The organism is Pseudomonas wayambapalatensis, assembly GCF_049942315.1.
In the GTDB taxonomy this organism is placed as follows: Bacteria; Pseudomonadota; Gammaproteobacteria; order Pseudomonadales; family Pseudomonadaceae; genus Aquipseudomonas; species Aquipseudomonas wayambapalatensis.
On the sequence record NZ_JBNFMU010000149.1, the window covers coordinates 1 to 24,704 of the forward strand.

Sequence of the window (24,704 nt, forward strand, 5' to 3'; positions counted from 1 at the left end):
GGCGGGTTTTTAGAGGAAAAAAGGTGGAGAAAGGGGGAAGGCCGGGGGGAGTTTGAAATATATTTCATTCATTTGGTAGTTATGGCCGGTGCGAGGGGTTTTTTTGTTTGTGGGCGTGCCCGCGAACAGAACAACAGCGTTATTGAAGATCAGTTCAAACCCAACTTTCCGCGCAAGGTCGACAAGTCTTCAGCCAAGGTATTGACCGGCCCGACCATGGCCTTGCGATCACGCTCGGCCACCTTGTCGTAGGACTGGAACCCGCCATCCTTGGTCTTGTACTTGGCCAGCAGCGTGTTGACGGTGGCGAAGTTCTTGTCGACCTTGGCGACGAACGCCTTGTCCTGGGACTCCAGGTGGGTGCGGAACAGCTCGAAGATCTTCTGTGCGCCGTCGATGTTGCCCTGGAAGTCGTACAGGTCGGTGTGGCTGTAGCGATCCTCCTCACCCGAAACCTTGGTCGCGGCCACTTCTTCGAGCAATGCTGCCGCACCGCCGACGACTTTTTCTGGCGGGAAGGTCAGGGTGGCAATACGGCCCTGCAGGTCTTTCACGTCGGCGATCAGCTTGTTGGCAATCGGGCCTTGGCCGTCGGTGGTGTTCTTGTCGAACAGCGCGTACTCCAGGCGATGGAAACCGGTGAAGTCATCGGCCTCGACACCTTTTTCGTGATCGTCCACCCGCGAGTCGATGGCCGCGTCCAGGTCGCTGAACAGCTCGGCAATCGGCTCGACGGCTTCATAGTTGACCCGGGTCGTGGCATACAGCGCCTTGGCCTTGGCCAGGTCTCCCTTCTTCACCGCATTGGTGAACTGCTCGGTGTCGCTCACCAGCTGATCGACCTTCTCGGTGACATAGATCTTGTAGTCCGACACCGGCTGCACCAGGGTCAGCGGGTCAACCGCAGCATTGGCCAACAGCGGGGCAAGCGTGAGCAACAGGGCGAGGCGGGTCTTGTTCATGGCGATGTCCTGATCCGTTTCTGTGTCGTGTCATGCGGTTTTTATGGGTTTGGCAGCGTCGAGCAGCGAACGACCGATGAAATCGTGATCGTTCTTCACGCCGGGGAGGGCGAAGAAATACCCCCCTCCGACCGGCTTGATGTATTCCTCCAGCGGCTCGCCGTTGAGGCGGTTCTGGACGGTGATGAAGCCCTTCTCCAGGTCGGCCTGGTAGCAGATGAACAGCAGCCCCATATCCAGTTGCCCGTTCTTGTTCACACCACTGGAGTAGTTGAAGGGCCGGCGCAGGATCAGGTTGGGCTGGCTGGCCGCGGTGCGCGGATTGGCCAGGCGGATATGGGCGTCCAGGCGGGTCAGCTTGCCTTCCGGGTCCTTGGCGTAGTTGGGTACATCGGTTTCGCGCTGGCCGTCCATGGGTGCGCCGCTGGCCTTCTTGCGACCGAAGATCGACTCCTGCTCCTGCAACGGCGTGCGGTCCCAGCGCTCGACCAGATTGCGGATGATCCGCACCACCTGGTAGGTGCCATCGATCGCCCAGGCGGGCTCATCGCCACGCTGTACCCAGACCAGCTGGTTCATCAGCGCCGCGTCGCTGGAGTCGGGGTTGGCCGAGCCGTCACGAAAGCCCAGGAAGTTACGCGCACTTTGCTCGGGCTCTGCAGCCTTGCGCGGTGCCTGCGGCGGCACCGAGCCTTCCTGTTTCCAGCGTACGTAGAGCAGGTCAGGCAGGTTCTTGATGATGTCGCGCAGGGCGTGGATGTTAGTGTCCGGCGCGTTGGAGCAGAACTGCAACCCCAGGTCGCCATGGCAGCGCTCGGCTTCCAGCGCATCGTTGGGGAAGCCGAGCATGCGGCTCAGGCGCTTGGGCTTGGCACTGCTGAGGCCAAATCGCTCGTCGAACAGTGACTCGCCGACCGACACCGTGATGGTCAGGTTGTCTGGCGTGACTACCGGGCCGAGGATGCCCGAGTCCACAGGTGGCAGCTTCGGGTCGACCTGGGGGACTGGGCCGCCGGTCATCAGGAAGCGAATGCGCTGGTCCAGCGTGCGGAACAGGCGCTCGAGATCCTGCTGGTCCTGCGCCAGCACATCGAAGGAGACGAACATCCCGGCGGTAGGACGCGGCGTCACCACCCCCGGTTGATGCTCGCCGATCCAGGCGTTGCGCTCTTGCGTGCGGTCGCTGTGCGGGGCTTCGGTAACCTTGGCCGGTGAGGGGGCGGCCAACGCGTTGCCGGTGGCCATGGCGACGCCCGCGACACCAAGGCCAGCCAGCAGGCGGCGGCGCTCTTGGGATTGCGGGGCGTTACGGGTATCGCGGTCTGTCATCTGGGGCTCGCTTGTCTTTACTGGTCGGCCAGGCCAAGGGCCTGATCGATGGCCGCAATCGCATTGGCCAGTGCATCGGCATCGGCTGCGATCTGCTGTTTCTGCGCCTGCGGCACCTGGTCGTAGGGCATGTAGCCTTCGGCGCCGCGCAGGGCCTGCAGGTGCTGCTCGAACTGAGTCATGGCGCTATCGACTGCCGCCAACGGCTGGGAGCCGGTCCTGGCCAACAAGGGGCGCAGCAGATCGATCACTTTGCGCACACCTTCAAGGTTGGCGGCAAAGCCCTGCAGGTCGAGGTGGCTGTAGCGTTCCTCTTCGCCGCTGCTGCGGATCTGTGCAAGGTTGCGCAGGCTGCGCACGACCGCCTCGGTGAATTGCTGCGGCGCAATGGACTGGGCCAGCAGTTGCGTCTTGAGCTCGCCCAGGTCGGCCAGCAGCGCGTCGGCCACCGGTGTCAGCCCTTCGGTGGTGCGCTGTTGGAACAGGCTGTACTCGATGCGATGCAGGCCCGCAAACGCCGGATCCTGCTCACGCTGCTCGAAGTAATCGGCGCGGGCATTGATCCGGTTGTCCAGCTCAGCCAGCCGCTGGCTGGCGGGGGCGATGCGCTGGTAGATCACCCGCGCGGCGCCATAGGCGGCTTGCGCCTGCTGCAGGTCGCCGGCCTGAATCGCGTCCTTGAGCGCCTGGCCTGCCCGCACCAGGGCGCTGCTCTGGCTGGCCAGGTAGACACGGTATTCGGACAGCGGCCCGATAAAGGCGGTCAGTGCGGGCCGCGCCTTGGCGGCCGCTTCGGAGGCGGCGGTCGGGGTGACGGTCAAACTGCCACGCGGGTTGCTGAGCAGGCCGCAGGTGATCGCGTAGCGACCCGGCTGCAACGTGGCATTGATCACCTGTGACAAGCCCGGCGCGATGTTCTCGCGTTCTTCGATCACCAGCACGCCATCGAGGATCTCCCACTCCACGGCGCGCTGGGACTGGTTGACGATGCGGAAACTGTTGGGCCCGGCCGGGACGCTCAGGTCGTTCGGTTCGCACGCGTGATCGCGAATGGTGATCAGCGTTTCGTGCCCGGCGTTGGCCGCACGTCTGGCCTGGGCCTGGTGCGAGGCATAGAAGAACACCAGGCCCGCACCGACCATCAGCAGGGCACTGCCGGCAACCGCCAGGCGCAGTACACGGGGGGAGGGGGGCTTGCCGGCGGCGCCGGTCTCGTGACTGGTCATGCTTACCCTTGTTTCTGTGCAGCGTGGGAAGAAGGCTTGGCCGGCGCCGGCCAGAAGAACAGCACCAGCGCACCGACCAGATAGAGCAGGTAGGCCCCCAGGGTGCTCACTGTCGGGGTGTCCTGGTAACCGAACATCCCCGCCAGCACCGATCCGGTCGGGCCATCCATCGGCAGGCTGTGGCTGATATCGAAGACAACCCCCTGCAGCGCATTCCAGACCCCGGCCTCGTGCAGCGCCTGCACCGAGTTGGCGAGGATGCCCGCGGCCACCACGAGGATGAACAGGCCTGTCCAGCGGAAGAACTGCGCCAGGTTCAGGCGCAGGCTGCCGGAGTACAGCGCCACACCAACCAGGATCGCCACCACCAGCCCAAGCAATGCGCCCAGGGGCGCCGCAGGCCCTTCGCTCTGCTGGAATACCGCCAACAGGAAGAACACCGTCTCCAGGCCCTCGCGGGCGACGGCGAAGAACACCATGGCGATCAGCGCCCAGGCCTGGTGCTTCGAACCGCCGAGCGCGGCATCGAGCGAGACATGCAAATCATGCTTGATCGAGCGCGCCACTTTGCGCATCCACAGCACCATGGAGCTGAGGATCACCACCGCGACCAAGCCGACCAGCGCTTCGAAGAGTTCCTGCTGTTTCTGCGGGAACTCGCTGCTCATCAGCTCAAGGCCAGCGCCGACAAAAAGGGAGAGGGCTGCGGCGAGGAATACGCCGATCCACACGGCCGGCATCCACTGGCCACGGCCGGTCTGGCGCAGATAGCTGGCAATGATGCCGACAATCAGCGCGGCTTCGATGCCCTCGCGGAGCATGATTAGGAAGGGGACTAGCATGATTCTCCCGGGATGTCTGAAGGCATCGACCTCATGGCGAGGTCGCCGGGAAATCTACTTCAATGAGAATCATTAGCGCATGTGAATAATATTTTAACTTTTGCCATGTCCTCCCTGCCCAGGCTCGGGGAAATGGGCGTTGCAAGGCTGGAGTACAAATGTGCTCCGCCGCGATTGCCATGCTCAATGAAAGAACGCTGAGGGCGATTGACCACTTCCCTACCAGAATCGACCAGTTGAAAAGCGTGCGTCGCCAATCACCGCTGCTTGACCAGAGCCGCAAGGAAAATTCCGCCGAACACTCCTGACACCTGGGCATGTACGCGTTGATCCTCAACGAGCATGCCAGCGGGGCAGTGGACAGCAACCGGGTCATTCGCATGCTGCTCCTGCACGACATCGTGGAGATCGACGTCGGCGACTTCCCCATTCATGGAGGCTCGTCCAGAAGCGGAGGCTGCGCAGCCACTGTGGCTGCGCTGTCAGTAGCCGCTTACTGGAACCATTGCCACAGCAGCAGGGTGCCGACCAGCCCGACCACCGAGACGATGGTCTGCAGCACCGACCACACCCAGATCGTCTGCTTGAGCTGCAGCCCGAAGTACTCGCGCACCATCCAGAATCCGGCATCGTTGACATGACAGAAGAACACCGAGCCGGCACCGATGGCCAGTGCCACCAGCGAACTCTGGGTGGTCGCCAGGCCCGCCATCAATGGCGCGAGAATACCGGCAGTGGTGGTGGTCGCAACGGTGGCCGAGCCCGTCGCCTGGCGTAGCGCTACCGCGATCAGCCAGGCCAACAGTACGTACGACAGGTGCGCGCCGTTGGCCACCTTGCTGATGGTGTCGCTGATTCCGGCTTCGAGCAGGGTCTGTTTCAGCCCACCACCGGCGCCGATGGTCAACAACAGTACGGCGATCGGCGCCAGGCTCTTGCGCAGCACGCTGCCGACCTGGTCACGGGCCATGCCAATCGACCAGCCCAGGCAGATCACCGCAGCGATCACCGCCAGCCCCAGGGCAATCAGTGGCTCGCCAAGAAACTTGAGGGTCAGAGCCAGTGTACTTTGCGGTGCCAGGGCGATCTTGGCCAGCGTGCTGCCGAGCATCAGCAGCACTGGCAGCAGGATAATCAGCAGCGATACGGCAAAGCTCGGCTTGCGCCGGGTCTCGACCTTGGCGGTGAACAGCGCACCCAGTTCGGCGGGCTCCTGAACATCCAGGCGTTTCGACAGCCAGATGCCATACAGCGGGCCGGCGAGGATCACCGCCGGAACAGCGATGCACAGGCCCAGCAGCATGGTCATTCCCAGGTCTGCATGCAGGGCGCTGACCGCGATCAGCGGCCCCGGGTGGGGAGGCATCAAGGCGTGCAGGGTGGTCATCCCGGCCAGCGCGGGGATCGCCACCTTGAGCAGCGGCTGTCCAGACTGGCGGGCGATGACGAAGATCACCGGCACCATCAGCACCAGGCCAACCTCGAAGAACAGCGGCAAGCCGATGACCATCGCCACCAGCGCCATCACCCAGGGCAGCGCCTTGCCGCGGGCATGGCGCAACAGGGTAGAGGCAATACGATCGGCGGCCCCGGACTCGGCCATCAGCGCACCCAGCATCGCGCCCAGGGCAATGATGATCCCGGCCTCGCCCAGCAGGCTGCCGGCGCCCTTGCCGAAGGCCTTGGCCACTTCTTCTGGTGGCAGGGCCGCGCCCAGGCCCGCCACGAAGGTGCCGATCAGGATCGATAGGAAGGGTGGTAGCTTGGTGACGCTGATGAGCACGATGATGCTGGCAATGGCCGCCAGGCAACAGAGCACCAGGCGGGTGTCGTGGGAAAGCCACGTGGCATGAGAAAGATCCAACGGAAACCCCTTCTTGTAATGTCTTGTTACGTGTTTGGAAGGAATATACCCGATGGATTCATATAGACGACTAGCTGATCCGGTTTTTCAGGGCTGGAACACATGAAAGTTTTTTCAGAAACCGCGTAACTCTGCATCCTTGCCGCAAACCTGCTAAAACAGGCCGCCGCGCTCTGCGCAGCAGCCCCACCACCGAGGAGAGACCCATGATCAAGACCGGCGATTCACTGCCTGACATCACGCTGTACGGCTACAGCAACGGGGAGAGCGCCTGTGCGATCGGCCCGAATGCCTTTTCCATCCTCGAGCGCTGCAAGCAACGCAAACTCTTGATTTTCGCCTTGCCCGGGGCCTTCACACCCACTTGCTCCGAGCGTCACGTCCCCGGCTATGTCGCTGCGGCCGATGCGCTCTTTACTGCGGGTATCGACGAAATCCTCTGCGTTTCCGTCAACGATGCCTTCGTCATGAATGCCTGGGGAAACAGCCTGCAGGTGGGCGATGCGGTGAAGATGATCGGCGATGGCAATGGCGAATTCGCCAAAGCCCTGGGCTTGAGTCAGGACCTGACAGCCCGCGGCATGGGCCATCGTTCCCAGCGTTACGCGATGCTGGTCGAAGATGGCGTGGTCAGGCACCTCGCGGTCGAAGCGCCCGGCAAGTTCGAGGTCAGCGATGCCCAGAGCATGTTGAAGTGGGTTCAACAGCTCAGCGTTTAGCCGTTTGCGGCCCACACGTTCATGATGAGCGCCCTGCGCCAATTGCCGTAGGAACTTTCCTACATAAATAGCGCTCAGCCGTAGAGAAGATTCCCCTCGGCCATAGTGGCCTAATCGGGAGTGTTTTATGTGGGCACGTAATATTCAATTTGCATCGGCGATGCTTGCTGTCGCCTTGCTCAACGGCTGCGCCTCTATCATTGGTGACTCAAAGTATCCGGTTACTATTGCCAGTACTCCGCCGGAGGCATCTTTCGATATTGTGAACAGGTCGGGGCAGGTCATCTACAACGGCGTTACGCCTACGGTTGTCACCCTGCAGTCGGGTGAACGCTACTTCCGCGGTGAAACCTACACGCTGCGGTTCAAGAAAGAGGGATACCCTGACAGGCAGGTTGAGCTCGACTCGAGTGTCAGTGGATGGTACTGGGGGAACCTTCTGTTAGGGGGCGTCGTCGGTATGCTGATTGTCGACCCTATTACCGGAGCCATGTACAAGCTGCCAGATCGCGTCTCTACAGACATGGGAGCAAAAGTAAGCACCGCCCCTAACCCACTGCAGATATCGACAGTCGATGATTTGAGCCCCGAGCAGCGAGCCCAACTGGTACAGATCAAATAAGGACCTTTAGCTCGGTGCAGCGTCGTTCCTGTGCGGATTGGATGACGGTGCTCAGGGCTTGGGCTGGGCGGCGCTGATAGCGCTGGCCCTGCCCACCACCAATGGCCTGCGCGGAGAGATACTTGGACGTGGTCCAGCACTTGCGACGCATTGCACAGGGCCTGATTGATTGAAGGACGATCGGCAAATTCAGCGTTTGCCGAACACCTGGAGAACCGAAAATCAAAAACAAGATGCTTCTTCCGCCCGCCCAAGATGCCTCTTGTTCAGCTCTCGCCCCCACGATTCATACAATTTCCTTGCGCTAAATCAAGGCGCTATCTGCCTGATCCAACACTGCAAGGAAGTTTTATCCCAATGAAAGCAATTAAGTTTCTGATGCTCGCTTCGGCCGCGTGCGCTATCTCCAGCACCGCCATGGCAGCGGACGGCACCATCAACTTTACCGGGGAAATCGTCGCGGCTTCTTGCGTCGCTTCGGCCGGTGCGGGCTCCACCGTAGGTGGCGGTCCTGGCAAGCAGATCGTCGACGTGAACCTCGGCAAGGTGAGCATGGACGCCATCAACGGGGCAGGCGAAGGCAACATCGCTGCGGGCACCGCCATCAACCTCAACCTGGACTGTGGCAACACCGCCGCAGGCCTGACCACCATCAAATTCGGTTTCGATCCGATGTCCGGCTCGGGCGTAGATCCGAACAACAATAGCCTGCTGAAGATCACCGGCACCGCTGAAGGTGTGGGCATCGGCATGTTCGACGACAGCAACAAGCTGCTCAACATGTCCGGCAACGAGCAGTATTCCGCTCCGTTGATCGTAGAGGGTGAAGGCTCAGAGGCCAAGTACTCCGCCAACATGCGCCTGCGTGCTTCGTACGTGGGTAACGGCGCCAAGCTCAAGCCCGGCACAGCGAACGGCACCCTGCCGTTCACGCTGACCTACGAGTAATCGTTCCCAAGAGAGGGGGACGCATGCCCCCTCGCTTTTCTGCGAGTCACTGATGAATACCGGTCACTTTGTTCGAATCTATCTCTTTTTAATGCTGATGATGACCTCTGGCGTTTCTCTCGCCGGCATACAGGTCGGTGGTACCCGTGTGATCTTCCCTGCGTCGGATCATGAAGCCTCGCTTCAAGTTCGTAATGAGGGCACCGACGACATCATGATCCAGTCGTGGATCGAAGCTGGCCCGGAACAGGCCGATCGCGATATCCCGTTTGCGATCACACCTTCCCTGGCCCGACTGAGTCACCGCAAACAACAGATGTTGCGTATCTTCTATCAAGGCAAAGGGTTGCCCGAAGACCGTGAGTCGGTGCTCTGGGTGAGCGTGCAGGAAATTCCTCAAGTCAGCGAACTGGATAATACGCTGCAAGTTGCCTTTCGCCAGCGCTTGAAGTTGTTCTATCGCCCCAATGGCTTGCCAGGCACCGCTGACGAAGCGGCCAGCACCCTGAAATGGAACATTCTGAAGACAGCCGGCAAAACTATTTTGCTGGCAACCAACGATTCTGCCTTTCACGTGTCCTTCGCCAAAATCGCGATTGTTGCGGGCAACAAGGAGTACGCCGTCGAGCCAACCATGGTTGGCCCACACGATGCCCAGAGAATGACCATCAAGGACATGCCTGCAACAGCCGGTGGTGAGGCGACGATCGCCTGGGAGTCCATCAATGACTACGGCGCACTGATCGAGCACAAAGCCTCCATCAAGTTCTGACGCCGCCGCTGCGTACCTGCCTTTATTTCATCGCGTACTTCACATGGGGATTTCCCCGGGACGCTTCGTGCACAGGAAGTAGCGTTTTGACGGAATTCGACCTCATTCCATGAACATCAAAAAACACAACAGGAAGTCTCGGAAGGCGCACGCAAGAAAAATATCAGGCCACTACCTTTCGTGCCTGGCGGCTGCGGGCATGCTGGGGGCTTCCAGCGTCAGCGCTGCGCAATTCAACCCCATGTTTCTCAAAGACAAAGGCGCCAAAGTCGACCTGCGTTTCTTTGAGCAGTCCAATGGCGTGGTGCCTGGCGACTACAGCGTCGATATCTATCTGAACCAACGCCTTAACCGACGCGAGGATATTTCGTTTGCCGCAGACGAAGACGCCCCCAAGGCCGATGCACACCCGATCCTGAAAGTGGGCCTGCTGCGTGAGATGGGCATTGATATCGAACGCCTGCAACGAGAAGGCATCGTCTCGCAAGAGGCTACCGAGGACGATCCGGTCAATCTGCTGCGCCTGGAAGATGCTGCGGTAGAAATGGATGTCGCCAACTTGTCGCTGTCCATCAGTGTGCCGCAGGCGTATATCAAGCGCCGTTCGCGCGGGTACGTCGATCCTTCGCTGTGGGATGACGGTATCACCGCTGCGTTTAGCAACTATCAATTGAACCTCAACCGCAACAGTGGTGGCGGTATCCAAAGCGACTACGGCTATCTCGGCTTGCGCAGCGGCTTCAACCTGGGCCAATGGCGCCTGCGCAATCAATCGTCGATCAGCCAGAGTACAGGCACATCACGCAAATTCTCCAGCAACCGCACTTACCTGGAGCATGACGTCACTTCGATCAAAGGGCGTTTCGCCATCGGCCAGCTCTACAGCAATGGCGATATCTTCGACAGCAGTCGCTTCCGCGGTTTTCAGCTTGGCTCGGACATTGGCATGTTGCCCGACAACGAGACAGGCTATGCGCCGGTGGTGCGTGGTATTGCCGAAACCCATGCTACCGTCGAGGTGCGCCAGAACGGTTACGTGATCTACTCCACGACCGTCTCGCCGGGCGCCTTCGAGATTCACGATATCTACCCCGGCGGCTCCAATGGCGACCTGGAGGTCACCATCATCGAGTCCGATGGCCGTGAGCGCAAATACACCCAGGCGTATTCCTACCTGCCGGTGATGGTGCGCGAAGGGACGTTCCAGTACAGCTTGTCGCTGGGCAAATACGACAGTGAAGGCATGAAATCGCCCAAGCTGATGCAGGGTACGGCGGTCTATGGCGCCACCGACAACCTGACCACCTATGGGGGCATACTCAACTCTGATAGCTACAACGCCTTCAACGTTGGCCTGGGCCTCAATACCGGTCTCGGTGGCATGTCACTGGACATCACCAACAGTCAATCGCACCCCGATCACGGTGATGCGAAAACCGGTCAGAGTGCACGCTTTCTGTATTCCAAGACGCTCAGCAGTACCAATACCACGTTCACCATGGTGGGCTACCGCTACTCGACCTCGGGCTATCGCACCCTGAGCGAGCACATCCAGGAGTCGAGCGACGTCAACCAGGAGCGCTTTGTCAGCAGTCGCCCCAAAAGTCGACTGGACCTGAACATCAACCAGAATATCGGCCGTGGCTCGGTATTCGTCAGTGCTGGCGAGACTAATTACTGGAACCGCGCCGGTAGCACGCGGCGCCTGCAATTGGGTTACAGCGGCAACGTCGGTGATGTCAGCTACAGCATTACCGCGTCACATATTCAAGAGGCTGGCAGTTCACGCGAGTCCGACAATCAGTTGGCATTCGCCATCAGTATTCCGTTTGGCTCAAGTACACGGTCGCAGCGCGTGTACAGCAACTTCAGCCGTTCGAACAATGAGGGCGACAGCCTGCAAACCGGGGTTTCTGGATATCTCGACGATGCCGGAAAGCTCTCTTACGCCGCCCAGGCCGGTACCGCCGGCAGCGAACATTCCGGCAGTGTCGGGCTGGGCTGGGATGGGCCGAAGGCCAAAGTCTCGGGCAACTACGCCATGTCGGGTACGACTCGCCATCTGGACGTGTCGGCGACAGGCTCGGTGGTGGCCCATAGTGGCGGCGTGACCTTCGGACAGCCTGTGGGGGAAACCTTCGCCCTGGTGGAGGTGCCAGGAGTCAAGGGCGCCAGTGTAAACAATTCTTCCGCACGTACGGACAGTGCCGGCTACGCCATCGAAAGCTACGTGCAAGCCTACCGTTTCAACGACATCGGGCTCGACACCCAGACCTTGGGCACCGACGTGGATGTGCTTGATACCTCTACCCGGGTCGTGCCGCGCCGTGGGGCTGTGGTCAAGGCACGCTTCGAGGCTTCATCGGGGCGACGAGTACAGATTGACCTGAAGCTGAGCAACGGCAGGAAGCTACCATTCGGTGCCCGGGTCGAGGACGAGGGCGGGAAGTTGCTGGCCGTCGTCGACAACCTGTCCCGAGCACTTGTCTTTGGCATCAAGAATGAAGGCGACTTGAAAGTGAAGTGGGCGGACGGTGTTTGCCTGGCGCCTTACCGCTTGCCCCCTCAGGACAAAGCGCTGACCTACGACCAGATAAGTATCAATTGCAATGTGCAGGTTGATCAGGGAGTAAAGAGTTGAAACATGCATTTCAGATAATCGTGGCCATGCTTGCCATGACAACGAACAGTCCGGCGGTTGCTGATAATTCCGCCAAGTGCTATTGGTGTATTTAAGCAAGCCGCCGGTTTCAACGCTAACTATGCCCGCAAAGGCAACGAAAAGATGACGTCCGGCAGAGCGGACGCGGTGCTGAACGACATACTCAACCATAACTGACGCCAGGCAGGGCGCCTGGCGCCCTGCTCGGAACACGCTTCACGCTGCAAAGTCGTTGCCGTGCAGCGCAAGCCAACGCCGCAGGGCGTCAACCGACATGGGCCGCGCACGCAGATAGCCCTGACCAACCCCCACCCCCAGCTGCGCAAGGCAGCGACGCTGATCCTCGGTTTCTATCCCTTCCACTACCAGACGCAAGCCCAGTTCCTTGGCCAGACTCACGGTAGTGCGCACGATACTGCGCTGCCGCGGCGACTTGAGCAGCTCTCGAATGAGTTCGCCAGCCAGCTTGATTTCATCGAACGGCAGTTGGCATAGGCGCAACAACGAAGACTGACCCGTTCCGTAGTCATCGAGTGACAAGCGTACGCCGAGTTGGCGAAGACGTATGGCGTTCTGCACGCAAAAGTCGCTGAGGACCGCTGGGCCATCCTCGGTGATTTCCAGCGTTATCCATGACAAGGGCAGGGGGTGTTCGCGCAGTCGGGCAATCAAGCGCTCGACTGACGAAGCGTTGGCCAATTGAGGCAAGCTCAGGTTGAAAGCGACGGGGGATTTACGGCCATCGCGATACAGTTCGATCTGACACGCCAAGCCTTGATCGAGCAACGCATGCAGCAAGTCATCGAGCAGATGCTTGTGCGCCATCGCCGGGATGAATGTGGCCGGCGTCAACAGCCCTAGCTCAGGGTGCTGCCAACGCGCGAGGACCTCCAGAGCACCGACGGCACCGCAGCTCAGGTCGAACTGGGGCTGGACGTAAGCGCGGAATTGGCCATGAAGCAGGGCTTTGCGGATCTCGAGTGCATCGCACAGATCTGCCTGTGACGACGCGGTATGCTGCTGCGTGTCGGGAGCAGGTTTTGTCAGGTTGGGTGGGGTGTACATGGGTTGGAACCTGGTTCATATCATCCGCAAAAAGGGTATGCGAATGAGCGAACCAACCCTTCGAGACGGCTCTGCAATGAGGGCGGGAAAGTTCTTGAATGCGCTCAGGATGCCATCAGCGCATGGGGGCGTTCACAGTCATGGTTGCGCGAGGGTGCTATTGATGCCATCCAGGCATGCGAGCAAGGCTAGCCCGGTTTGCGCAACATTGTCGGCCAGCTCCTGCGCAGCCTGTTCCTCCAGCTCTACGCAATGTTCCAGCAGCGCCTGATGATTAAGTAGATAGGCAGTACCCTTGAGCTTGTGGGCGATGCGCCGTGTGGCTGGCAAGTCTTGCGCTGCCAGTGCCTGGCGCAACGCATCGGCCTCATGCTGGTTACTCAAGGTGACCTGTTCGGCCAACCGGGCGCGGATGTCGCTCTTCCACGAGGGGCGCTCGCTCGCCTGTGATTGACTATCACCAAACATGGGAATCAACTGGTTGAGCGCAGCCAGGTTGGTGGGTTTGGCCAGTACCCGGTCCATGCCGGCATCGCCACAGGCCCGCTGCACAGCCGGTTGTGCATCCGCGGTGAGCCCTATGATGCGGCAGGGCTTCAGCCCCCGACCTTGCTCCAGCCGACGAATCGCGCGGGTCAATTCGATACCGTCCATTTCCGGCATGTTGCAGTCGGTGATGACGATGTCGATATCCTGTTCGCTCCACACTGCCAGCCCTTCGAGGCCGTTACTCGCGGTGAGCGGGCGATGGCCCAGGTAGCTGATCTGCTGAACCAGCAGGTACTGGCTAGGCAGGTGATCCTCGACAATCAGTACGGTGAACAGCTCATCTGCCTGGCGAACGGAAATCTCGCTCGTACCCGGCAACGTCGCGGTATCGACGATCACCCGGTCGAGCTCGAGGGAAAACCGCATCGTGGTACCTTTGCCCATTTCGCTTCGCGCTTGCAGCTTGCCCTGCATGAGCTCGCACAGTGAATGGCTGATCGCCAAGCCCAGGCCAGCACCGGAGTTGGCATCACCGATCACACCCTCTACCAGGTAGAACGGCTTGAACACCAAGTCCAGCTGCGCGGCAGGAATACCCACTCCGCTGTCGGTAACACTGACCTCGAAGCGCAATTTGAAATGATCGACGGCTTGTACCGAACAGGTAAGTTCGACACTGCCGCGATCGGTAAACTTGATGGCATTGCTTAACAGGTTGGACACGATCTGCTTGATCTTCAGCGCATCGCCCCATACCTGCTGCGCCGCTAACGGATCGATGTGCATGCAAAGGCGCAGATGCTTCTGCCGAGCGAGCCCGGAAAATACATTGCCCACTGACTCCAGCAATGTCTTCATGCACATGGGCTCGGGGGTTAAAACCAGCTTGCCCGACTCGATGCGCGAGATGTCGAGAATGTCGCCGATCAACGCCAGCAGGCCGGTTGCCGATTCGTAGGCAATGTGTAGCGATTGATCGTTGAGTTCGGCATCGCCCTTGCGGGTCAGCACCAGTTCCAGCATGCCGAGGATGGCGTTGAGCGGCGTACGGATCTCGTGGCTCATGGTCGCCAGGAACACCGTCTTTGCGCGGCTGGCGCGGTCTGCAGACTCCTTGGCGTCCTGCAACTCATCCAGCAAGCGCTGGCGCTGCTGCAGGTCCAGGCGTTTGCGACGAATACGCCGGCGTTGCGCGAATATCAGCGCGCCCGCGATAATCAGCATCAACCCCAGCGCCTCGAAGGAGTGCCGGATATATGAGGCGATACCTTCCCAGTACCTGTCGTCGGTTGCCGAGTTGGCTCGCCAACGACCAATGATCTGCAGATTCTCGCGTGGTGAAATGCCCAGCATCGCTTTGTCGAGGATTGATATGAACACCGCCTGATCCTGCGGTGCTGCGAATACGATGCGTACGCCGGGTCCGGCGAAGACGCCACCGATCTTCAAGCTGTTTTCGTATTTGTAGGACAGGTAGTACCGCGCCACATTGGCGGGCGCCAACACCATGTCGGCATCGCCTTCGCGGACCAGTTTGAAGGCTTCGCCCATGGTCTCGGTCTGTTTGAACACCAGGTTCGGATACTGGTTTCCGAGCATTCTTCGGTCGATGTAACCGTCTGCAACCGCCACCACTGCATGGGTGTTTTGATCGGATGCATCGCGGGTTTCATCCTGACGCTGGACGAACAGGTAGGGCGCAGACGTCAGTGGCCGGGTATGCAGGTAGGGGAGGGAGGATGGCGGTGTCTCGGGAAGAATGCTCAGGGTCATCCGCCCTTGGCTGAGTAATTCATTGGCCTCGCGGATGGAGCTGACACGTTGGATCTCGAAGTGGATCCCGGCCTTGCGCCGAATGATGTCGAGCACATCGGACGCTACGCCATTGAAACGGCCACGGCTGTTGAAGAAAGCGTAGGGCGCCAGGTCTTCACTGACTGCCAGTTTTACCGTGGAAGCTCGCTCCAGCCAGGCACGCTCGGCGCTGGTGAGGCGATTACGGAAATCGGTGGGGTTGCAGTCTTCGATGTCACCCCAGAAGTGCTGGGCATTGATGATCTGGCAGCGGGTCAAGCCGCCCAGCGCACGATCCAGTATCCCCTTCAATACATCATCGCCCGGTCGGATGCCGAAACCTACTTCGATATCGGGCAGCGTTGCGCTCTGGTTGATCACCAACTGGCTGCTAAACAGTTGGCTGGACAGGTAATGCGTGGCGAGGGTGTCGCCGAGAAACACATCGTTTTCCCCGGTCATGACGGATGCCATTGCCTGGAACTCGGAGGCGTAGTGCTGGAAACGGCCGGTACCTCCGGTACTTTTGAATAGCGCAAGAACCATGGGGTTGGAGAATGCAATGCGTGTCTTCCCATCACGGCTGCTGTATTCACGCAAGTCACCCGCTTCGGAAAACAGCGCCAGTTCAGTCAGTATGTAAGGGGCACTGAGGTTGAACTGCTGACTTTTGGCCATCAGGCGACTAACGTTGTTGACCATATCGATGCGCCCGTCGCGCAACGCGTCATACATAGCGTCCCGGGTGGCAAAGGTGCGCAGCCGAATGGTAACGCCCAATCGCCGCTGCAGGGTCGCGAGATAGTCGGCCATCAGCCCTTCGAACTGGTGATTTTCTGTAAAGATGCGATACGGCGGCAGCGGTTCTTCGGTAACCCCCACGACCAGTACCCGCTTCTGTGCAAGCCACCGTCGCTCAGGTGCGGATAGCTGCACCTTCAGTTCATTGAGCGATTGACGGCCAACGGGCTGCAGGTCCTGAGCCTGCGCCAGGTTGCCAGAAGCATGGACCAAGAGCAGTACCAGCAGAACAGAGTCTAGACGGCGCAGATGTCGTTTCACAGAAAGGTAGTCAGATAATGGCGTGTTGGCGGGCGATTTCGGCCAGCTCAACCACGGAAGCCACGCCGAGCTTGCTTTGAATACTGACCTTGTGGCCACTGACCGTTTTGTTGCTCACGCTAAGACGGACTGCGATCTCGCCATTGGACATTCCCTCAGCCAGCATCCTGAGCACCTGCATCTCTCTGTCAGTGAGATCGTCGAGGGTTGTCGCGGGAGTGCTGCCAAGCAATGGCATGGCGGCTTTGGGGAAAAATATGTAGCCGTCGGCGATTGTTTCCACCGCTTGAACCAGCTTGCCAGTCGCCTCGTTCTTGCTCACAAAGCCACTTGCTCCTGCATGCAGGCAGCGGGCAGCGTAGCTTTCTTTGGCCTGGGAAGTGTACACAAGTACCCGGACATCGAGCTTTTCTCTCCTGATGCGTTTGAGCACGCTCAGGCCATCGATTTTCTCCAACCCAATATCCAATATGACAATGTCGGGTTTGAGCGACTCAATCATTCGCAAAGCGTCGACACCGTCGGCGGTCTCGCCCACTGCCTCGAAGCCACTGGGCTTGAGCGCGTGGCGGATGGCTTGGCAAATCAATGGGTGATCATCGACGATCAGGACTTTTTTACTCATATCATCACCGGGTTATGCGCGTTGACGGTCCGATTACAGCAGTGCGCTGCTTCGACATAATCTTATCTCACGATGCCCCCGACTCATGACTCATTTATCGCGGCAACGGATTTTCGAGAATTTTTCTCGCGCCAGACAAGACGTTTCTTGTGCCTGGGACAGATGCCTGCGTGCGAGGCGTAGTCACTATCTGCCAATGTGCGTCTGTAGAGCGCTCGTGTCGCCAGAACATGCATGACCTTCTATCCCGTTAATATGGGCGGTGGCTGATCTTTATCTTCGGCGGTGCTACCAAGCGTGGGGGCTTCGGCATCCTCGAGCAGATCAACTGTAGCCAAGGCCGAGAAGCGCTCCTTCAGAAACTGCTCGACCATACTGATCTGCGGGACGCGGGCGAGGTGGGTGCTCTCTACAGTGCCACACGACTGCTCTATCTGCACCATCGAGTCTGCAACGCCATAAATCATGGCATGGCGTACACCCGGCAATAAATTACCGAAACCGTACGTGGGAATGTCGGACTGCTGAAAATCCATCTCGCTCATGATCAATAAGTCAAAATGCATTTTATCGTTACCTGCCACGGAATAAAGCTCGTCAAACGAGCCTACCGGCAACACCTGAAATTGCCCAAGTCCGTTAAGCAGGCGTTCCAACAACAAACGATGGATATGATAAGGATTGAACACGATGATCCGCGCAACGGGCATGCCATTCTCCGAATGAAATAAATAGGGTGGACAGGTGCTGACGGGGTCAAACAGTCGGTAGTCTGGAATTCACGAATTTGCCGAGGCCTGGAGGAAGTCATTCAGATCACTGAGAAGCGTCTCGACGGACTGATACAGTTCATCGACGACTTTCGCAAACGCTGCATTGTCAGGTCTTGAACAAGCCGCTTGCAATTGATCACAGGCGGTGATCACGCGCTTGGCCATTATGATTCGTGCTACCCCCTTCATGCGATGGGCCAAGTCATATAAGCCGATATGGTCGTCCAAGGCGAACAACTTGAGAATATGCCGTAAATCTTCCTCGCTCTCGCTGATGATGTCATGCAGTAACTTATTCATGAGCCCGGTATCGTGACTGGCGAGTTGCGTCAGGTTGGTAATGTCAAAGCTTGTCTGATCTTGGGGACAATCGTGCGCTGGGTCGCGTGCGTCGAACGGCGTTGCCAGGTGTTGTAGGCGTTTTGCCAAGTCATCCAGGCTGACTGGCTTGAACAGACAGTCATCCATTCCTGCTGCCTTGCACATCTCCACTTCGCGCGCCTGCGCATTTGCGGTAAACCCTAGGATCAGGCAAGGGGGGCTGTCTGATGCTTTCTCCACGTGACGGATTTTTTTGGCCAGGTCGTAGCCGTTCAGGATGGGCATGTTGCAGTCTGTGAACACGACGTCGTAACCGCCCGTGCTCCAGGCACGAAAACCACTGACACCGTCAACTTCATCGGCGACCTGATGGCCTAGGTAGATGAGTTGTTGGGTGAGCAACAAGCGATTGGCCGGATGATCATCTACGACCAGAATCTTCAGCTCGCGACTCATAGGCATCTCCAGGATGCTGATCGCGTTCCTTATTTCGGGTGGTGCAGCTTCCACATTCAGCGTAAGTTCAACCTCCGTACCTTGTCCAAAAACACTTCGAAGATTCAAGCTGCCCCCCATCATCGAACACAGTGCCTTGCTGATATTCAACCCCAATCCTGAGCCCGCTGAAAGTGACGCGCTATCAGCACCGACCTGGCTAAAAGGTGTAAACAGCTTTGGTATATCTTCGGCCGCGATACCTACGCCGGTATCACGAACATAGACGCTCAATGACAATTGACTGGTGCTCCACCGATGCGCATTGGCCTCGACGGTGACACCGCCCTGTGCAGTGAACTTGATCGCATTGCTCAACAAATTGGAAAGGATCTGTTTGAATCGCAAGGGATCTATAAACACCTCGCATTCGGCCAACGTATCAACCTTGACCTCCACACTGAGACCTTTCTGCCGAGCGAGGCCGTCAAAAACGCGCGTGGTCGAAATGATCAGATCCTTCAGCACCACGCGCTCAGGTGCGAGCGTCAGATGGCCCGACTCGACGCGTATGATGTCCAATGTATTCCCGATGATACCTACCAGGCTCTTCGAGGAATCGTAGGCGACCTCGATCGCCAGTCGATCAAGCACTCCTTGCCGGGCTTTGATCATGGCAAGTTCCAACATGCCGACGACCGCATTCATCGGTGTCCTGATCTCATGGCTCACAGTCGCCACAAATTTCGTTTTAGCTTGGCTGGCACTATCGGCCTCGTGCTTGGCTTCGATGAGTTTCAAAAGTAACGCTTCACGCTCTGTGACATCGATCCATCCACCAATAACCCCCTTGATCACGCCATCATCATCCTGGTAGGGCACAATCCAATGGAACGCGGTAATCGAGCGCCCCCCCGGGAGGTACATTTTCATGTCCTCCGAATAGTGTTCGCCTTCCGCCATCACATGCAGGTATCGATTCTGAAAGGCGCTGGCGTACTCCGGCGGTATGAACGAATAGTCGGTCAGGAGCGTACCCGTGACATCGCTCGATGATTGCCCTGTTTCAGCCAGGTAACGTTGATTGCAGGTAAGCAGACGTGCAGATCGATCCCTGACATAGATAGAGTGCGGAAGACTATTGATCAGCGTCTCCATGAACTTCATTTGAGACCGCAGCGCTTTTTCAGCGATGGCGCGCTGGTTGATCAGTCGCCGAAGGTACAGGATCCAGGCAATGGCGACCGCGAGAAGAAGAACAGCCGACACTATCCAGCGGACGTAGATACTGCGCGCAGCGACCAGCTCGGTTCTATCGATAGCCACATCACCGCCCCATCGACTGGTCAATGCCCTCAGTCGTTCCGGAGTAAGTGATGCAATCGCAGCATCAAGAATCGAATAGAGAACCTTGCTTTCAGGGCGTGTCCCCAGCGCGAAGTGAGAATATTTGCCATCCACAACATTGACGATGCGAAAATCGTTCCTCTGCTCTTTGGCAAGCGCATACTTGGCCGTTGCAAAATTTCCGATACTGGCATCCACCTGCTGTGCTCTGAGTAACTGAAGAGAGGTATAGATATCGTCGGAGGCTACCGGTATGACGTCCGGGTATTTTTTTCTCAGATAATCCAGGAATTCAAGATTATTAGTGTTAAAAGCAACGCGACGCCCAGCCAGATCAGAAATCTGGGTGACCGATGTATCCGATGCTCGTGAAATCAGAACTCTCGGGGTTGAAAGAAACGCGCGGGTGTACAGGATTCCAATATCGGATCGAATACCGGATAAATTGAGTACGATATCGACCTCGCCCTTGGCGAGCTTAGTTCTGACCTCTTTTCCCGATGCGCACTCTACGATGGTAAAATGTAACCCGGTGACCTCGCTTATGTATTCGAACACATCGGCAGCGATACCTCGATAGGCATAGTTTCGATCGTGAAAGGAGATGGGCGGGTAGTCGGTGACTAGACCAATTTTCACGGGGGAACTTTCAGTAATCCAGCGCCGCTGTGCGGGAGTCAAATTCAGCTCAGAGGGCGGGGAATAGGTGATCGAAGCACCGGTCCAGCGCTGTATGATGCCTGCTTGTTTCTCTTGGTTGACAGCCGATAACACCAGGTTAACAGCGCGCTGCAGATGTGGATCGGTTCGACGAAACCTGAAGTGTGTTGTACTCGAGACGCCTTCGATCGGGCTCAAATACAGACCAGAAAAAAAATTGGTGTTGATCACGTGCGCGGCATCCAGTGCGCTACCCACAAAGCCATCCACCAACTCGAATTTGACAGCCGCAATCGCTTCCAGTGCGCTGGGATAACTTATAATTTTCGCGTTGGGGTATGCCTTTTGCTGGGCGGCCTGCATAGTCGATGACGCGACGGAAGACAAATGAAGCGTCCGTTGTGAAGCGCTGAGGGGCGGGATGGTTTTCTGTCGTGTCACGATCACATTGGGATCCACCCAGTAAGAAGACGATTCAATAAAGGACGCTGTAGGCTCTCGTTGCCGTCCCGCAGGCCCCAACATGTCGACTTCACCGTTAAGTAGGGCCGTCTGAGCCGCCGCTTCATCAACATATCGTTGCACGCGAACTTCCACACCTAGTGCGTCGGCGATCAGCTCAAGATAATCGGCCGTGATACCACCGTACTCACCCTTTAATGTTCTTATCTCTAGAGGCGGAGCTCCCGCCAGGGAGGTACCAAACCGGAGGGTTTTATTTTTCTGTAACCACGCCTTGTTGACAACGGTGTCCAAGTGTCTAAGGGGTACCATGTGCGATTGACCATTCAGCGGTAACGACTCGACGGCGTCGTTTGCGGCAAATGAATGCCATGCCAAGTTCCACAGCGCCAAGACGCACAGTAGGGCGGTTCGATACTTCATTTAAATTAAGTTATTTCGTTTGGCGAAATCAGCAAGGTAAACGACTGACCGTACTTCGAGCTTTTCGGCAAGTCGAGTTTTATAGGTGCTGACCGTCTTGTTGCTCAACAGCATGGCGTCACCGATTTCCTTATTGCTGAAGCCACGCGCCAGCTGCTGTAAAATAGCAAGCTCCCGGTTTGAAAGATTCTCGATCATCAACCGTTCGGATTTCTCGGTGTCCGTCCGACACACAGAACTTGTCGGCAGCTCGGGGAAGAACGGATAGCCACTCATGATGGCCCTGACCGCTCTACGCAGTTCCGCAAAATCGCCAGTTTTACACACATAACCGGCGGCGCCGGCCTGCATGCACCGACGAGCAAAAAAGCTTGGCTCCTGCGACGTGAAGATCAATACCTTGGTGGTCAGTCCATAGGTGCCTATACGCGTCAGGACCTCCAAGCCATCTAACATTGGCATTGCGATGTCCAGCACCAATAGCTGAGGGGCATGCTCGCGCACCATCTGCACCGCCTCAGCCCCATCCCCGGTTTCAGCGACTATATCGAATTTCTCTTCCTGCAAGAGCATACGTACGCCCACACGAATAACAGGGTGATCGTCCACAATCATCGCTTTCACATCTATTCCTCTGCACTGCCAAGCCACCAAGCCACGGAGAGCGTCAGGCTCTCGCCACGAGCACGCCAAGCATAGGTCAGATCTGAGCTACATAAATGTAGGAAATTTCTTACGGTATGCCGGTTCATTCTCGTGCTGCGCGGTCAAGCTCGTTCGCAGGGCGTGCCTACGCTCCAGCAGGCTTATCAGCAGCGCGAGCGGCATGAAACGGAAGAAGCCGACTCGTTTTTCATCTCGCGCCGCTTGGGAAATTTCCTACAGATGCACCAGCCTTTCCTGCTTACAGTGCCGCCATAACGATTTGAGCGCCCCTCTCACTCCTCTCCTATAGGGATTTGAAATACTGTGGAACATCAATTCCCAACATTCGGCAGAAGCGATCTGGGAGTCAGGGCTGCATCAGACTCTACGGAGTTGGAGCTACCTCTCGTCGCTGATATCAAGCGAGGCTTGGAGTCGCAGGAATTTAAGGCATTCATACAGCCCAAGATCCATCTGCTTGATCGTCAGGTCGTGGGCGGTGAGTTGCTGGCCCGCTGGAACCATCCTGTCAGGGGTGTTCTTGCCGCCGGGGAATTCATTCCCGCGATGGTGCAGCACGGGCTGGTCGATGCTCTGTTCTGGACGTTGTTCGAGCAGGGGCTGGCACTCCAGAAGCGGTTGGAGCACACAGAGGCTTTGGTGCCCCTTTCCTTCAATTTACATCCGGTGCAACTGGCAAATAATGACTTGGTAGGGAGGTTGATTGCAGAAATAGACAGGTGTCGTGTCGTTCATAACAGCATCGTGTTTGAAATCTTGGAGTCTGCGACGCTCCCCAGCAGTTCCGCTGCCTACGAAAATGCACGGCATTTGAGGCGCGCAGGATGTGGATTGTCATTGGACGATTTTGGCTCAGGGTACTCAACGCTGGAAAGGCTGATCGTATTGCCGTTTACCGAGGTGAAACTCGATCGGGCATTTATCCAAAGGATTCAGGACGATTTTCAGGCTGAGGCGATTATTTCCTGTGTACTTGAACTTACGGAAAAGCTGGGTATGTCAATGGTCGTCGAGGGCGTCGAAACAGCTGCACAATGCCAGCATTTGATGCAGATCGGAGTGCATTATGCACAAGGGTACTTCTTTGCCCGCCCAATGCCTTCTGAGATGTTCGTTGAGTACTGCGGTAGGTTCGGTAGAGCCGTCCCTAATGTAGGGTCTCGCGTGTTCTGAATTAGGGGAGCAGACAGGCTTCTGTGGCGCCCCGTTAGTCAATGTGAAACGTCGGGATCATCGTGCCGCGAACATGAATCATTGAAGCTTTTAAATAACATTGGAAAACTTATGAAATTTTACCTCAAAACACTCGCGGCCGTGTCCGCCGCTATTGTATGTGCCCAGTCCGTAGCAGCCACCAATGTGTCAGGTGGTGTAATCTCTTTTAGCGGTATGATCACCGACACAACCTGCACGATCAATGGTGGCAAGAGCGCCGACTTTACTGTCGCACTTGCGCCGATCACAGTCGCAGACGCGGGGACGACGGTGGGTCCGATCGCGAAGAACAAAAAGTCGTTCTCTATGACGTTCTCAGGGTGTAATGCGGCCAGCAGTAGTGCAACGACCCCCGCGGCGCCGACTACGCCGCTGATCATGTATTTTTCGTCAGCGGACAATATCTCAACCGATGGTAAGTACCTGGTGAATACCTCGGTGAACGAAAGCGACGCGGCGGTAGCGAAAAACGTTGGTTTCTCCCTGAGTTTGCCTGGAGCGCAGACGCCGCTGCAATTGAACACGCCGTTCAACACCGGGATTACTGGCGCAAAGAAGTCTCCCGAATCAGACACCTTGGTGTTCGACGCTTACTACTACAAAACAAATACTGCAGCGGCGAGGGTAGGGGTCGTAAGCTCCAGCTTGATTTACACCATCTCGTATCTCTGATACGCCCTTCGAAGATCCAGGCCGCGACCGCAGGCCTGGTTTGAGGCACATAATGTATAAGTTGCTCATAGGCGTGTGTTTAGTCCTGGGCTCGGCCTATGCCCAGGCAAACATAATCTTGAATGGTACGCGAATTATTTACCACGAACGCAAGGGTTTCGTATCCGTACAGTTGACCAGCACAGGGCCAGACGCCTCCTTGGTTCAGGCCTGGATTGACGACGGAGATGTCAACTCTACGCCTGAAACAGCGCACGTGCCTTTTCTATTATCCCCGCCGATCGTCAAAGTGCTTGGTCATGGCGGGCAACAACTCAGGATTGAAAAAACGGACGCAGCGTTGCCCAGCGATCGCGAAAGTATTTTCTATCTGAATGTGTTGGAGATACCTGCACTTCCGGATCACCTGAAGGAGCAAAATACATTGCAACTTGCGCTGAGAACGCGTGTCAAGCTCTTCTATCGTCCGGATGCCTTGAAATCCAGCCCTGACTTCAGCACTAAAAATATCAGGGCAGTGGCGCACGGTGCGGGTGTGTCTATTTTCAATGACAGCGCTTATCACCTGACAATTGTACGCATTGCGGTCAAAGACTCGAGTGTCGAACTTGCGGGTGCAAGTATGATTGCACCTCATGCTTCGTTGGATATACCGGGTGAGCATAAACCTGTGCCGGGCGCTCAATATGTATTGACTTATGTTGACGACCTGGGTGCGTACCGAGATGAAGTGGTCACGTTGCGGTAAC

General features: G+C 57.6%; 19 protein-coding genes and 1 pseudogene. 9 read left to right on the forward strand and 11 right to left on the reverse strand.

What is annotated here, in order from left to right; all coding sequences use genetic code 11:
* Positions 1–149: 149 nt before the first annotated feature.
* From efeO (ACPZMI_RS09210) to efeU, 4 genes are read right to left on the reverse strand one after another with little or no spacing between them, the layout of a single operon-like run.
* A complete protein-coding gene (efeO, locus tag ACPZMI_RS09210) occupies positions 150–962 on the reverse strand; it encodes an iron uptake system protein EfeO (RefSeq protein WP_426352077.1) in 813 nt (270 codons plus the stop codon).
* Positions 963–992: 30 nt separating this feature from the next.
* Positions 993–2,291 carry an iron uptake transporter deferrochelatase/peroxidase subunit gene (gene efeB / locus ACPZMI_RS09215; protein ID WP_186664669.1) on the reverse strand — a complete coding sequence of 433 codons (1,299 nt, stop codon included), beginning with the start codon at positions 2,289–2,291 and terminating at the stop codon, positions 993–995.
* Between the two features lie 17 nt (positions 2,292–2,308).
* Positions 2,309–3,517, reverse strand: a complete 1,209-nt coding sequence (gene efeO / locus ACPZMI_RS09220) for an iron uptake system protein EfeO (RefSeq protein ID WP_186664671.1) — start codon at positions 3,515–3,517, stop codon at positions 2,309–2,311.
* 2 nt (positions 3,518–3,519) lie between these two features.
* Positions 3,520–4,359: an iron uptake transporter permease EfeU gene (efeU, locus tag ACPZMI_RS09225; protein ID WP_186719362.1), complete on the reverse strand. Its 840-nt coding sequence runs from the start codon at positions 4,357–4,359 to the stop codon at positions 3,520–3,522.
* Positions 4,360–4,676: 317 nt separating this feature from the next.
* Between efeU and ACPZMI_RS09230 the strand changes: the two are divergent.
* Positions 4,677–4,739, forward strand: a pseudogene (locus ACPZMI_RS09230) (hypothetical protein); the annotation flags it as partial.
* Between the two features lie 113 nt (positions 4,740–4,852).
* Here the strand turns inward: ACPZMI_RS09230 and ACPZMI_RS09235 are convergent.
* Positions 4,853–6,223, reverse strand: a complete 1,371-nt coding sequence (locus ACPZMI_RS09235; RefSeq protein WP_426352078.1) for a GntT/GntP/DsdX family permease — start codon at positions 6,221–6,223, stop codon at positions 4,853–4,855.
* A gap of 206 nt (positions 6,224–6,429) precedes the next feature.
* On the opposite strand from ACPZMI_RS09235, the gene ACPZMI_RS09240 reads away from it, so the two are divergent.
* The 5 genes from ACPZMI_RS09240 to ACPZMI_RS09260 all read left to right on the forward strand — a co-directional run bounded on the left by ACPZMI_RS09240 (position 6,430) and on the right by ACPZMI_RS09260 (position 11,925).
* On the forward strand, positions 6,430–6,942 hold the full coding sequence (locus ACPZMI_RS09240) for a peroxiredoxin (RefSeq protein WP_426352079.1): 513 nt from the start codon (positions 6,430–6,432) through the stop codon (positions 6,940–6,942).
* A 127-nt stretch (positions 6,943–7,069) separates the two neighbouring features.
* Positions 7,070–7,564 carry a hypothetical protein gene (locus tag ACPZMI_RS09245; protein ID WP_186664679.1) on the forward strand — a complete coding sequence of 165 codons (495 nt, stop codon included), beginning with the start codon at positions 7,070–7,072 and terminating at the stop codon, positions 7,562–7,564.
* 357 nt (positions 7,565–7,921) lie between these two features.
* Positions 7,922–8,512 carry a fimbrial protein gene (locus ACPZMI_RS09250; protein WP_186664681.1) on the forward strand — a complete coding sequence of 197 codons (591 nt, stop codon included), beginning with the start codon at positions 7,922–7,924 and terminating at the stop codon, positions 8,510–8,512.
* A gap of 52 nt (positions 8,513–8,564) precedes the next feature.
* Positions 8,565–9,284, forward strand: a complete 720-nt coding sequence (locus ACPZMI_RS09255) for a fimbrial biogenesis chaperone (RefSeq protein WP_426352080.1) — start codon at positions 8,565–8,567, stop codon at positions 9,282–9,284.
* A 199-nt stretch (positions 9,285–9,483) separates the two neighbouring features.
* A complete protein-coding gene (locus ACPZMI_RS09260) occupies positions 9,484–11,925 on the forward strand; it encodes a fimbria/pilus outer membrane usher protein (protein ID WP_426352081.1) in 2,442 nt (813 codons plus the stop codon).
* 237 nt (positions 11,926–12,162) lie between these two features.
* Here ACPZMI_RS09260 and ACPZMI_RS09265 read toward each other — a convergent pair whose 3' ends face one another.
* From ACPZMI_RS09265 to ACPZMI_RS09290, 6 genes are all read right to left on the reverse strand, one after another.
* Positions 12,163–13,011, reverse strand: coding sequence for an EAL domain-containing protein (locus ACPZMI_RS09265; RefSeq protein WP_186719358.1), 849 nt, complete (start codon positions 13,009–13,011; stop codon positions 12,163–12,165).
* A gap of 138 nt (positions 13,012–13,149) precedes the next feature.
* Entirely contained in the window at positions 13,150–16,407 is a 3,258-nt protein-coding gene (locus tag ACPZMI_RS09270; RefSeq protein ID WP_426352082.1) for an ATP-binding protein, read from the reverse strand.
* Positions 16,367–16,981, reverse strand: a complete 615-nt coding sequence (locus tag ACPZMI_RS09275; RefSeq protein ID WP_411384405.1) for a response regulator — start codon at positions 16,979–16,981, stop codon at positions 16,367–16,369. The genes ACPZMI_RS09270 and ACPZMI_RS09275 overlap by 41 nt, the downstream gene beginning before the upstream one ends.
* 242 nt (positions 16,982–17,223) lie before the next feature.
* Positions 17,224–17,691 (reverse strand): hypothetical protein, encoded by a 468-nt coding sequence (locus tag ACPZMI_RS09280; RefSeq protein WP_426352083.1) that lies wholly within the window; start codon positions 17,689–17,691, stop codon positions 17,224–17,226.
* A gap of 69 nt (positions 17,692–17,760) precedes the next feature.
* A complete protein-coding gene (locus tag ACPZMI_RS09285; RefSeq protein WP_426352084.1) occupies positions 17,761–21,402 on the reverse strand; it encodes a transporter substrate-binding domain-containing protein in 3,642 nt (1,213 codons plus the stop codon).
* Positions 21,403–22,017, reverse strand: coding sequence for a response regulator transcription factor (locus ACPZMI_RS09290; protein ID WP_189657556.1), 615 nt, complete (start codon positions 22,015–22,017; stop codon positions 21,403–21,405).
* Between the two features lie 354 nt (positions 22,018–22,371).
* Here ACPZMI_RS09290 and ACPZMI_RS09295 point away from each other — a divergent pair, with 354 nt between their 5' ends.
* The 3 genes from ACPZMI_RS09295 to ACPZMI_RS09305 all read left to right on the forward strand — a co-directional run bounded on the left by ACPZMI_RS09295 (position 22,372) and on the right by ACPZMI_RS09305 (position 24,703).
* On the forward strand, positions 22,372–23,241 hold the full coding sequence (locus tag ACPZMI_RS09295; RefSeq protein ID WP_426352085.1) for an EAL domain-containing protein: 870 nt from the start codon (positions 22,372–22,374) through the stop codon (positions 23,239–23,241).
* Between the two features lie 111 nt (positions 23,242–23,352).
* Positions 23,353–23,955: a fimbrial protein gene (locus tag ACPZMI_RS09300; RefSeq protein ID WP_186664698.1), complete on the forward strand. Its 603-nt coding sequence runs from the start codon at positions 23,353–23,355 to the stop codon at positions 23,953–23,955.
* Positions 23,956–24,007: 52 nt separating this feature from the next.
* Complete coding sequence (locus ACPZMI_RS09305; protein ID WP_426352086.1) at positions 24,008–24,703, forward strand: fimbrial biogenesis chaperone; 696 nt, start codon at positions 24,008–24,010, stop codon at positions 24,701–24,703.
* Position 24,704: the final 1 nt, after the last annotated feature.